An 11,347-nucleotide genomic window follows, 5' to 3' on the forward strand; every position below is an offset into this window, starting at 1 on the left:
AGAACGGAAAGAGAAGCAGCGTCTTCAGAATAGATGGTATTCATCATCGAGAAAGGATGGAAACCTCGGCTGGGATTCTGCTTCTGGCTTAAGAGAATTCATATTCGCTGATGCATAGAAAAAGATCCTGTCTGTGACAAGATCTGTATTCAGAAAGCGGCGGCAGATCTGAGAGAACAATTCTGGTTTGCTCTTTAGTTCAGATAACCAGGAAATTCATCTCTCCTGAAGCCGCTGTGTGCCGTTAATAACTTCTGCAGTCTCAGAAACCTGGTTAACGGGATTCATCGGATTCTAACTGCCGGACGCTGGAAATGATGCAGAGTTAATTTCTCAGTCACCTGCATTGATGCGGAGGATTCCGTCAATTGCTGAGAGTTGAGATGAATTCGTCCCGGATTTCGGAGAACCGCTCATCCTGCAGACCGAAGTCTTTCTCCTTGTAATTCCAGAGCGCATGACCGATTCCGAATTCCCGGAAAGCCTTGTGAATATCGCGCAGCCAGCGGATCTTATCATGGTTATCTGCCAGATCGATTACGCCATATTCACCGCAGTAGAGCGGAACATTGTCGTGTTCCGCCTTCTGGACTGCCGGAGCAAAGATATCCTCAAAAAAGCCTGTGCCGATGTCCCGGATTCCTTCTGCATATACTGCGCCGGCAAGATCCGCAGCCAGGCGGGAACCTGCTTCTTTGTATTCCTTTAACGTTTTCGGGTAGCCGATCCGGAAATCGGAAGGCATGCCATCCACCCAGTAGGCACCCTGATGGGTGAAAATCATCGGCTCATAGCAGTGGAAATTGTATACCAGTCGGTCATCCGCCGGCAGATCCAGCAGAGGGACGCTCAGAACATTGTTGTAGCGGACACCGCCCACCACAAGATAGCTTTCCGGAACGATGGTGCGCATCATGCGGATATACCGTCCGGCAAGGTCATTCCAGGCATCAGACACTTCCGGAAGAACTACTTCGTTCAGAGGCTCAAATGCGATCTGATTCTGCCAGGGAGCAAACCGAACCGCAATTTCCCTCCACAGATTCAGAAAACGCTGCTGAAGCGATTCATCGTAGAAGAACCGCCTGCGATCCATATCCTTCTTGAGCGGATCAAATGAATAGCCATAGCATTCATGCAGATCGATCAGCATATTCAGGCCATAGGTTTCACACCATCTCCGGCAGTCCGCCAGATGGCAGAATCCGCTTTCCAGGAAATTTCCTTCCTCGTCTTCCAGCACCGAATAGTCCACAGGAACACGCACATGATCAAAACCGAGCTCTGCGATGGTATGGATATCCTCTTCTGTGATAAACGTTTTGAAGTGCTCTTCATCGAAAACAGAATACTGAGAGATCCATCCGCCAAGATTGATGCCCTTCTGAAATCCTTCAAAAACCCGCATACTTTTCCCCCTCTGTATGATACTACCCCAGAATATGCCCGGATCATGAATGATGTTTTCTGTGCAGGAAGAGATGAGCTTCATAAGGCAGCAGCTTCATCTCTGCAGTCAGTGCCCTTGGTACTGTGCTGGTCAGCAGGTCTTCGGAAGGAACAATTTCGTTTTCCGGCAGTACTGCTTTCTGAGCATGTCTGCTGAGATTGAGAATCACAGTCAGACGTTCTTCTTCATTTTCCCGCACATAGGCAAGCACATGCGGGTGATCCGGAATCAGTTCCCGCCAGGAACCGGTGCACAGGGCTTCGTGTTCATGATGCAGGCGGATCAGTGCCTGATAGAAATTCAGCACGCTGTCCGGATCGGCCTGCTCGCTCTTTACATTCCAGGCCGGATAATCCGGATTGACTTGAATCCATGGAACTCCCTCGGTGAAGCCGGCATTCTTCTGGTCGGACCACTGCATGGGAGTGCGCGCATTATCGCGGTCTACGAATGACGTGATCTTCTCAGCAAGAAATGGAGGAATATGAAGGATCTCGGTCATCGCCTTGCTGGAATGAAATGCTTCATAGTCCCGCCAGTCTTGTTTCTTCAGTTTCGGGTTCGTCATTGCGATCTCTTCACCCTGATAGATGAAAGGTGTTCCATACAGAGTGAAATTGTACAGTGCAAGCATTTCGGCACTGCGGACCCGGTATTTTCCATCATTGCCGAAGCGATCCAGATGCCGTTTATGGTCATGGTTGGACAGATAGTTGCCAAGCCACGTATGATCCCTCTGCTGAGCAGTCATCCATTTCCTGGTCACCTGCTTGAACTGCTGATTCGTGATGAGATACAGCTTCCGCGGATCATATTTTCCAAGTTCTCCATAGCCTAAGCAGACCGTATCGAACTGAAACATCATCTGCAGGGGCTTGCCATTGCCGCAGTATTCTTTCACAGAGGCTTCTGTGGTCATGACGCCTTCGCCAAGCGCAAAGGCATCCCGTCTGCCCCAGGATTCTTCTTCCAGTTCTTTCAGCCACTGTTTTACCATCGGCCGGTCAAGCACCAGATTTCCCGGGAACTGAAGACCTTTCTTCTCCGGATTCTGACTCGGGAAATTCGGATCTTTGTCGATCGTATTGATCGTATCAAGACGGAACCCCTCCACGCCGAGATCCAGGTAGAAGTTCACGATCTTCGCGATTTCTTTCCGTACTTCCGGACAGCGCCAGTTGAGATCTGCCTGCTGCTCGGTATACAGCGTCAGATACCACATGTCGTCTTCTGCTTTCTGCCAGGCACTCACTCCGAAGAAGGAAAGCCAGTTGTTCGGCGGAGAGGAAACCGTTCCTTTCCGGAAGATATACCAGTCCCGGTAAGGACTGTCCGGGTTCTTCAGGGCTTCCTGGAACCAGGGATGCCGGGTGCTGGTGTGATTAGCAACCAAGTCCATCAGAATGGCAATATGGCGTTCTTTCGCTTCTCTGATCAGAAGCTTCAGGTCTTCCATCGTTCCGTATTCGGGATTCACGGCATAATAGTCGCTGATATCATAGCCGTAATCCGTATTCGGGCTGGCGTAGACCGGAGAGAGCCAGATCGCATCAATGCCGAGATCAGAAAGATAATCCAGTCTGGAGCGGATGCCGCTGAGATCGCCGATTCCGTTGCGGTCGGAATCCTGGAAGGATCTCGGCCAGATCTGATAGATGACCGCATGTTTGTAGTCGAACATGGCTACCTCCTGGAAGGCTTCACGGACATGCCGTAGACCGCACCGATCGCACCGCCGATGATATGAGTCAGCTGAGAAATGTTGTCGCTGGCAGTCACGCCGGCATAGATCTGCTGGGAAAGATAGATGATGGCGACAATCAGCAGCGTCAGAGGAATTTCATTGCCCGACCGGCTTCCGGTGACCGAAGCCAGCAGGATGAATGCGAAGTCCACGCCGCTGGCTCCTAACAGTCCGGTATTCGGAGACAGCAGGATATGGATCAGACCGGTGATCACGCTGACCAGAGCGATGATCTCGATCAGGCGCTTCGATCCGTATTTTTCTTCCAGAAGAGGACCGACGAGCAGAAAGATCATCATGTTGTTGGCATAGTGCTCAAGGCTGGCATGCCCCAGGACATGCGTGAACAGACGCAGATAGAACAGCGGATCTTTCCAGGACGTGAAATAGATCATGAAATATCTGCTGGTAAACGAAGAACCGGTGATCATGCCGAGAATCAGCACGATGCCGGAGACCAGCGCAAATGTCAGCACAACCGGGGAATTCCAGGTGATTCGTTTCATAAGGGTACCTCTCCGGATTATTATACTGGAGAAGAGGAATACATATGGAAACTTTCACGACACGGATTCACTATCTCATGCATGATGATCGTACTGATGAACCATATCTCTATGCAGTCAGCGGCGATCGTCTGACTCTGCAGATCGATGCCGGTAATGCCCCGGAAGCTACGATCTCCTTTCAGAAGGAACTGCAGCAGGCAGGCTTTCAGAAGCCGGACCTCGCGGTGCTGACGCACTGGCACTGGGATCATACCTTCGGGCTGGATGCGATGCAGTGCCCGGTCATCGCTTCTTCTCTGACAGATCGGAAGCTGAGGGAAGTCATGAAATGGAAATGGGATGAAGAATCCATGCAGAAGAGACTGAAGACCGGGGAAGACATCCCGTTCTGCGATGAGCATATCCGGGTTCAGTATCCGGATCTGTCGAAGATTCATGTCCGCCATGCGGACGTGACCTTTGCCGGAGATCTATCGATTGATCTTGGCGGGGTGACGGCAATTCTCGAACAGCGCGACAGTCCGCATACCCGCGACAGCGTCTTCATCCGGATTCCGGAAGAGGGCGTGCTGATCGGAGGAGATGCAGAGTATCCGGATTACTATGACTATGACAGCAAGTATGATCCGGAGCGGCTTGCATTCTTTATTCACTATCTGGAAGTCACGGAATTCGACACGTATCTCAGAGGACATGATGAAGCGGCTGTTTCCAAGGCAGATCTGCTGCGTCAGATGAAGGAAATCGCCGAACAGGGATAATGGAAAAAGCGCATGGGGTTGCGTATAATGATAGCCGGGAGCAGGAAATATGGCAGAAAATAAGAACAAGCAGGTAAGACTCCGCCAGGTGAGTGCGGATCAGATTCATAATGACGAACTGAAGAAAGCGCTGGAAATCCTGAAGGAAAACCGCAATCCTCAGAATGAAGCAGTGATGTTCAGTGAGCTTTCAAAAGCTCATCTTCTCGTTCCGGTGCAGTTCTCCGGAAACAATCCGAAGAATCTCCAGATCAAGTTCATCCTCGTGAACACGAATGACGGAAGATCCTTCTTCCCGGCCTTCACGGATGAAGAAGAAGCGAAGAAGCTGAAGATGCCGGATGGCAAGACAAACGGCCAGTATATCGTCCGTTCGCTGATGGAATACGAGCCGATCTTCCATGATCCTAAGACGGCAGCAGAGGGAATCGTTCTGAATCCGATGGGAGCGAATATCGTTCTGCCGAAAGCACTGGTATCCAGGCTCAACAGTGTCCAGGCCGCAAAGAAGAAAGAGACTGCAGCTCTGAAGAACGGAGAGATTCCGGCAGGAGTTCAGGTTACCTTCAGCGAGCCGCGCATCTATCCGACCGCATTGGTCAATGCAGTGCATGACCTCTGCCAGACGCTGCCGGAAATCAGCAGGGTTTATTTCAAGCAGATGACCGCAGGCATGGCAGTCAGCTTTGCGCTGATCGTCGAAGCAGATTCGTTTGATGAATCGCTGTCCGAGAAGATCCATGATGCGGCAGTTCCGCATGCCAAGGATGTTCCGGTTGTCGTGCTGAAGTATACGGACGACATGGGCCAGAAGTTCCTGAAAGGGGATATTCCGCTGTACGACCGGGAGCTCGGGCTCTGATGGAAGTAAGAACGCTGCAGAAGGAAGAAATCCCTTCTGCTCTTTCTCTTGCTGAAGAAGTCTTCATGAGGGCACATCCGGATAATCCCGCAGCCGGGGCACTGCTCAACGGCTATATTGCCGCAAGAGCACCATTGCTGGAATATCTCGGTGCGTTCGAGGATAAGCTCATAGGCATGCTGGCATACGATCCACAGAACTGGCATATCTGCCTGTTCTATACGGATTATGTTCATCGGGGCATCGGTACGCAGCTGTTTCAGAAACTTCTGCAGGCAGCTGAAAAGGCCCGCATTTCGAAAATCACGGTGAATGCCGATGTGCTGGCCCTTCCGGTTTACAAAGCACTCGGGTTTGAGAATTCCGGAGAGGTGGATGAATCAGGCGGCGTTCCGACGCAGCCGATGGAATATCTGCTGCAGAAGGAATGGCTGGGAAAAGAAATTGACGTCACGATCGACCATCCTTGCGGAAGCTTCCATCCCCATGTGCCGGATCTTCTGTACCCATGCAACTGCGGTTATGCAGAAGGCATCGGCACTCTGGATGGCGACTTCCAGGATGTCTATGTATACGGACCGGAAGAACCGCTTGAAACTTTCCATGGCATCGTGATTGCGATCATCTACCGCCGCAATGAGAGCGACTCGAAGTGGGTTGCTGCAGCATCCCGGGACTATGACCGGCAGGATGTCATCAACACGATCGGTCCCCTGGAACAGTATTCAGATACAAGAGTGATCTGGCTTGAGAAGAACTGAGAGGTTCTTCTTTTTTTTCCTCAGAAGAAGGCTTGCTGATGACATAAAGCAGATCTCCGGCCGAAAGAACTGTATCCCCGTAAGGAATCAGGGTATTGCCCTTGCGGCGGATGAAGATGATCAGCTCATCTTCCAGGGCAAGATCTGAGAGCTTCTTCCCGGTCCAGTCATGGAATGCCGTGAGGCAGATCTCATGCATGCCGCTGCTGTCGGCATCGCCTCCTTCTGCTCCGCACAGAATCAGGATGTCGCCTGCCTGCAGGCGGGTATCTCCTTTAGGCACGATCTGCTGGCTGCCGCGCTCGATGATGGGAAGAATGGACTGTGGAGGAAAGGTGATTTCGCTGACCATTCTGCCATCCCACGGATGTCCCTGCGGCAGCTGGAAACGCACGAACTGCACCGGCAGGTCTTCTGCCGTATCATTGAACGTTGCCATGACATCTTCCTGGTCATCAATCAGGTCGAGCTTTCTTGCGGCAGATGGAATCAGGGATCCTTGAACCAGGATGGAAAACAGGACGATGAAGAACACCATGTGGAAGAGATCATAGGAAAGCGAGATGCCGGAACTGACCGCCATGATCGCAAACGCGATGGAAGCCGCTCCGCGCATGCCTGCAAACGAAATGAACAGGCGCTGATTCCGCGGACAGTGCAGGGGTGCCAGAAGAAGGAAGACAGCTGCGGGACGTGCGGCAAAGGTCAGAAACAGTGCAGTCAGAAGGGCGCTGAAGGCAACCGAAGGAAGACGGGACGGGAAAGCAAGCAGGCCGAGCAGGAAAAACAGCAGCATCTGCATGAGACTGGTGAGGGAGTGAAAGAATCGGATACTTTCCGTTTTATCAGGAATCGTATGATTGCCGATCACAATGCCGGCAATATACACTGCTAAATATCCGTTGCCATCCAGCCCTGCTGCCAGAGCATAAGAAAGCAGACCGAACCCGAGAAGCAGTGCTTCCGTAAGAACCGCATCTTTCAGATGGAATAAGCGCAGAAGACGCAATGCAGCAAAGGAGAGAAGGAAGCCGACCAGAGCACCGACGAGAATCTGCAGACAGAGCAATTTCACAATATGCCCGGCGGAAAGCTGTTCTCCCTGCATCATGCTGAGTACTGCCATGGTCAGAAGATAAGAGACCGGATCATTCGATCCGCTTTCGACTTCCAGAAGCGAAGCGGTGCCATAGCGCAGGTCCATCTTGCGAGAGCGCAGAATCGAGAAGACGGAAGCCGCATCTGTTGAACAGATCACAGCCCCTAGCAGAAGCCCTTCTGCGGTTTTCATATGGAGAACGAGGATCGCAAAAGCGCTGACGAGAATTGCCGTGATCAGACTTCCCAGACCTGAAAGCAGGATTGCTTTTCCAAGAACCGGGCGCGCTGCCTTGAGATTCGTGCCAAGACCTCCGTAATAGATAATCAGAACAAGAGCGGCGGAACACAGCGTGCCAGCAATGTCATAGTTTTCGAAGGGAATCCGGAATAAACCGTCTGATCCGAAAATCATGCCAGCAGCTATGAAAAGGAAAAGACCCGGAACTCCGGTCCGGCGGAATATTTTCTGGAAAATGGCACAGAAGACCAGGATTACTCCAGTCAGAAAGAGAAGATGATTCATATGATGGATTCCTTTCGCTGCAGATCACAGACTGTACTTTCATGGTAACATGAACCGCCCGGAAAACCTGTTTTGATTCATGATCCGGTCTCTTTAAAAAAAGCTTCTGTGGCAAACCGCATTCAGATAAAGTTCACATGTTCCTCAGACCATTCACAGAATCATTATTTATCCTTCTGGTGTCACCGATGGAAAGGAGCAGAACTTATGGCAGAACCTGAGACATTTCTCAGATGCGAACATAAATATCCGATGAACCGGAGTCTCATGAAGCAGTTTCTGGAAGCAGCAGAAGATCATCTGGTTCCGGATCAGTATCCGGAGTATGACCTCCATAGCATCTATTACGATACCGAAGATTCCGGAATGATTATTCACTGTCTGGATCATCCGATCTACAAGGAAAAGCTGAGACTTCGCTCGTATGGCGAACCGGAAGCAGGACAGCCCGTTTATCTTGAGCTCAAGAAGAAGTTCCATGATACCGGGCAGAAGCGCAGGATTGCCCTGGAGGAATCAGAAGCATATGCTTACCTGAATCAGGGAATTGCACCTCATCTTTCTTCCGGAATGCAGATTTTTTCCGAGATTGATTATCTGGTACGAAGAAAGAAGGTAGTTCCGAAGATGTTCATCGCCTATCACCGGATTGCCTTCTGCGCAAAGGAAGAAGCAGATCTCAGAATTACCTTTGATTCTGCAATCCGTTTCCGAAACAGCCAGATCAGTCTGCATGAGTCCGGCAGGGAGAAGTATCTGACGAGTCCTGAAGAAATCCTGATGGAGGTCAAGCTGAGCGGGAGGTATCCATACTGGCTCAGCGATCTCTTATCAGAGATGAAGCTGTTTCGTTCCAGCTTCTCCAAATACGGTACGTTCTACACCATGCAGGAACAGAACCAGATCTCTGAAGATCGAGGTTCTGTTTCAAAATCTGTCCCATTGAATCATGAAAGCGAGGAATCCATATGTTCTCTTCCATACTGACAGAGACTGTATCCGGCATCACCTTCCAGCAGATTCTGATCTGCTTCTGCGGATCGATCTGTTCCGGTCTGATCATTTCTCTGTTCTATCGCTCCAGCATGCGTGCAAGCAGAGCTTTTCTGATCACGACTGCGATTCTTCCATCCATCGTCATGACCGTGATCATGATGGTGAATGGAAATCTCGGCGTCGGCATTGCGGTAGCGGGAAGCTTCTCGCTTGTCCGCTTCCGTTCCATGGAAGGCCGTTCCTCTGATATTGCAGTGATCTTTGCGGCAATGGCAGCAGGTCTTGCGTGCGGCATGGGATATGTCACCTTTGCCATGGTGATCAGTCTTATGATCTGCATGGCAGGATGGGTACTGTCTCATCTGAACCTGTTCGGCCAGAATCAGAACCTGAGATTTCTCTCGATCACGATTCCGGAGGATCTGAACTTTGCGGAAGCGTTTCAGGATCTCTTTGCCAGCTATACGAAAAAGAGCCGGCTTACCGAGATCCGTACCATCAATCTCGGTTCTCTCTACGAACTTCACTATGAAGTCACCTTGAACCATCCGGAAGAGGAGAAGGAATTCATGGATCAGATCAGAACCCGCAACGGGAATCTGACGGTCCGTTCCACCCTCATGGCACCGGTTTCTACCGAACTATGACAAGGAGAACTCTTATGGATCAGTTACGAACCGGCATGTCTGCTTCGCTTGCAGCAATTCTCTTAACCGGCTGCTATGCAAGCGCAGAAACTGCACCTTCTTCCTCGGCAGAAGCTTCTGCTTCCACAATTGCAGAAAACCTGGAAGAGGAAGATACGAAGGAAACTTATGACGAAAGCACTGCCGTGAAGATTGCACTGAATGGAACCTCTGCATCCGCAGAAGGATCCGGAGTATCGATCAGCGGCGGCGAGATTTCCATCACCTCCCCTGGCACGTATGTCCTTTCCGGAACGCTGGATGAGGGACATATCGTGATCGACTGTGCTTCTGAGGGCAGCGTCCATGTGGTCTTCAATAACGCTTCGATCACCAGCACTTCTGGCCCGGCAATCCAGGTAGTGCAGGCAGACAAGACGATCCTGACTGCTGCCACCGGAACTGCCAATGAGATCACGGCCAGCGGCAGCGATGAAGATGGAACCAGCCATGCGGTAGATGCAGCGGATGATCTGGTTCTGAATGGCTCCGGAACCCTGCGGATCAGCAGTGAAGACGGAGATGGGATCCATGCCAATGATACCCTGAAGATCCTGAATGCAGTTCTGGACATTGAGGCCGGATCAGATGGCATTGAGGTGCATGATGAACTCTATGAGCAGAACTCGATTCTTTCCATCACTGCCCAGGGAGATGGAATCAAGTGCGAAGACGATGATGAGACTTCTGATGCAAGTCATGAGATCCGTCTGAATGGCGGCATGATCACCATCACTGCTGCCGATGACGGCATTCAGGTGCAGGGCGATCTGTATGCGGAAGAGGGCACCTATGACATCACCGCCGGCGGCGGAAGTGCCAATGCCGTCAAGAAGATCTCTGCCGGAGAATTTCCGAGAGGACAGGGACCGGATCAGAGCGATGCCGTTACCTCGGCAACCCAGGATTCCGAAGGCAATATGCCGGTGGCACCTGGAAGTGACGGGAATGCTTCGGACGGATCCGATCAGAATATCGGCCAGAAGCCGCCGGAAATGGAAACAGGCTCCTCAGAGAGCACGGATGAAGAGGAAGCTTCGCGATCAAAGGGCATTTCTGCTGAAGGCTCGATCTGGTTCCTCTCTGGAACCTGGACGATCGATGCAGCAGATGATGCGATCAACTCTGCCTCCAGCATCACGGTCAGCGATGGCTCCTATGAGCTGAGTGCAGGAGATGACGGCACGCATGCGGATGATACGCTGACGATCGATGGCGGTACTTACACCATCGCTACCAGCAGCGAAGGCCTGGAAGCCTGCAATGTTGTCCTGAATGGCGGCGTGATTGAGATCACTGCATCTGATGACGGGATCAATTCCTCTGATCCTGACAGCACAGCAGAGGGAATGGATGCGGATGATGGATCCGCAATTGAGATCCATGGCGGAACCATTACAGTGACAGCAGATGGAGACGGAATTGATACGAATGGTTCCGGTACGATGTCAGGCGGCACGGTGACGATCTATGGACCGGAGAATTCGGGAAATGGCGCCCTGGATTACAACGGCACCTTCACGGTGACCGGCGGCACGCTGTATGCTGGCAGCAGCAGCGGCATGGTGCAGGCGCCGAGCTCGGATTCTTCCGTCTATACCATCATGATCGGGGTCACGGATTCCAGCGGACCGCTTGAAATCAGGGATTCTGATGGCAATACGGTCGCAGGCTATACTTCGGACCGTACCTATGAAATTCTGATTGCATCCAGCGAACAGTTCCAGGAAGGAAAGACGTATACCGTCTATCAGAATGGGACGGAACTAGGTTCTGTTACCATTTCCGAACCCATCAGCTATGTCAATACCAGTGCTTCCTCTGTCTCAGGCCTGAGAGGAGGGCGCGGGCAAAGGGAGGCTGCGCCAGGAGGACCTGGCAGCAGCACAGAACAAAGCAGGGAAGAAGCGGGACAGCCGGTATAAGGCTGTCTCTTTTGATATAATGCCATAGG

Annotated in this window: 10 protein-coding genes; 6 read left to right on the plus strand and 4 right to left on the minus strand. The window is 51.5% G+C overall.

Annotated features, from left to right (window positions below; genetic code table 11):
* Positions 1-364 precede the first annotated feature (364 nt).
* From C7E00_RS05335 to C7E00_RS05345, 3 genes are read right to left on the minus strand one after another with little or no spacing between them, the layout of a single operon-like run.
* Positions 365-1,408, minus strand: coding sequence for a glycoside hydrolase family 5 protein (locus tag C7E00_RS05335; RefSeq protein ID WP_167836475.1), 1,044 nt, complete (start codon positions 1,406-1,408; stop codon positions 365-367).
* A 43-nt stretch (positions 1,409-1,451) separates the two neighbouring features.
* A complete protein-coding gene (locus C7E00_RS05340; protein WP_105303309.1) occupies positions 1,452-3,131 on the minus strand; it encodes a glycoside hydrolase family 13 protein in 1,680 nt (559 codons plus the stop codon).
* A 2-nt stretch (positions 3,132-3,133) separates the two neighbouring features.
* Positions 3,134-3,700 carry a rhomboid family intramembrane serine protease gene (locus C7E00_RS05345; RefSeq protein WP_105303310.1) on the minus strand — a complete coding sequence of 189 codons (567 nt, stop codon included), beginning with the start codon at positions 3,698-3,700 and terminating at the stop codon, positions 3,134-3,136.
* Between the two features lie 44 nt (positions 3,701-3,744).
* On the opposite strand from C7E00_RS05345, the gene C7E00_RS05350 reads away from it, so the two are divergent.
* The 3 genes from C7E00_RS05350 to C7E00_RS05360 are packed head-to-tail and all read left to right on the plus strand — an operon-like array spanning position 3,745 to position 6,087.
* On the plus strand, positions 3,745-4,464 hold the full coding sequence (locus C7E00_RS05350) for an MBL fold metallo-hydrolase (RefSeq protein WP_105303311.1): 720 nt from the start codon (positions 3,745-3,747) through the stop codon (positions 4,462-4,464).
* A gap of 49 nt (positions 4,465-4,513) precedes the next feature.
* A complete protein-coding gene (locus C7E00_RS05355; protein WP_105303312.1) occupies positions 4,514-5,326 on the plus strand; it encodes an enhanced serine sensitivity protein SseB C-terminal domain-containing protein in 813 nt (270 codons plus the stop codon).
* Positions 5,326-6,087 carry a GNAT family N-acetyltransferase gene (locus C7E00_RS05360; protein ID WP_105303313.1) on the plus strand — a complete coding sequence of 254 codons (762 nt, stop codon included), beginning with the start codon at positions 5,326-5,328 and terminating at the stop codon, positions 6,085-6,087. The genes C7E00_RS05355 and C7E00_RS05360 overlap by 1 nt, the downstream gene beginning before the upstream one ends.
* Here the strand turns inward: C7E00_RS05360 and C7E00_RS05365 are convergent.
* Positions 6,023-7,711 (minus strand): potassium/proton antiporter, encoded by a 1,689-nt coding sequence (locus C7E00_RS05365; protein ID WP_105303314.1) that lies wholly within the window; start codon positions 7,709-7,711, stop codon positions 6,023-6,025. The two genes, C7E00_RS05360 and C7E00_RS05365, sit on opposite strands and share 65 nt — an antisense overlap.
* Before the next feature lie 207 nt (positions 7,712-7,918).
* Between C7E00_RS05365 and C7E00_RS05370 the strand changes: the two genes are divergently transcribed.
* Genes C7E00_RS05370 through C7E00_RS05380 form a run of 3 tightly spaced genes read left to right on the plus strand, consistent with a single transcriptional unit; the run spans position 7,919 to position 11,318 of the window.
* Entirely contained in the window at positions 7,919-8,698 is a 780-nt protein-coding gene (locus C7E00_RS05370; RefSeq protein ID WP_105303315.1) for a polyphosphate polymerase domain-containing protein, read from the plus strand.
* A complete protein-coding gene (locus tag C7E00_RS05375) occupies positions 8,680-9,354 on the plus strand; it encodes a DUF4956 domain-containing protein (protein ID WP_105303316.1) in 675 nt (224 codons plus the stop codon). Before C7E00_RS05370 ends, C7E00_RS05375 begins: the two co-directional genes overlap by 19 nt.
* 14 nt (positions 9,355-9,368) lie before the next feature.
* Positions 9,369-11,318: a carbohydrate-binding domain-containing protein gene (locus C7E00_RS05380; protein WP_167836476.1), complete on the plus strand. Its 1,950-nt coding sequence runs from the start codon at positions 9,369-9,371 to the stop codon at positions 11,316-11,318.
* Positions 11,319-11,347 lie beyond the last annotated feature (29 nt).

It is taken from the genome of Anaerolactibacter massiliensis (assembly GCF_900290205.1).
GTDB classification, from domain to species: Bacteria; Bacillota_I; Bacilli_A; order Erysipelotrichales; family Erysipelotrichaceae; genus Bulleidia; species Bulleidia intestinalis.

What these genes read in the sequence shown, in the direction of transcription:
- C7E00_RS05335 (WP_167836475.1), bottom strand. Translation starts at nt 1,408, where the DNA reads ATGCGGGTTTTTGAAGGATTTCAGAAGGGCATCAATCTTGGCGGATGG.
- C7E00_RS05340 (WP_105303309.1), bottom strand. Translation starts at nt 3,131, where the DNA reads ATGTTCGACTACAAACATGCGGTCATCTATCAGATCTGGCCGAGATCC.
- C7E00_RS05345 (WP_105303310.1), bottom strand. Translation starts at nt 3,700, where the DNA reads ATGAAACGAATCACCTGGAATTCCCCGGTTGTGCTGACATTTGCGCTG.
- C7E00_RS05350 (WP_105303311.1), top strand. Translation starts at nt 3,745, where the DNA reads ATGGAAACTTTCACGACACGGATTCACTATCTCATGCATGATGATCGT.
- C7E00_RS05355 (WP_105303312.1), top strand. Translation starts at nt 4,514, where the DNA reads ATGGCAGAAAATAAGAACAAGCAGGTAAGACTCCGCCAGGTGAGTGCG.
- C7E00_RS05360 (WP_105303313.1), top strand. Translation starts at nt 5,326, where the DNA reads ATGGAAGTAAGAACGCTGCAGAAGGAAGAAATCCCTTCTGCTCTTTCT.
- C7E00_RS05365 (WP_105303314.1), bottom strand. Translation starts at nt 7,711, where the DNA reads ATGAATCATCTTCTCTTTCTGACTGGAGTAATCCTGGTCTTCTGTGCC.
- C7E00_RS05370 (WP_105303315.1), top strand. Translation starts at nt 7,919, where the DNA reads ATGGCAGAACCTGAGACATTTCTCAGATGCGAACATAAATATCCGATG.
- C7E00_RS05375 (WP_105303316.1), top strand. Translation starts at nt 8,680, where the DNA reads ATGTTCTCTTCCATACTGACAGAGACTGTATCCGGCATCACCTTCCAG.
- C7E00_RS05380 (WP_167836476.1), top strand. Translation starts at nt 9,369, where the DNA reads ATGGATCAGTTACGAACCGGCATGTCTGCTTCGCTTGCAGCAATTCTC.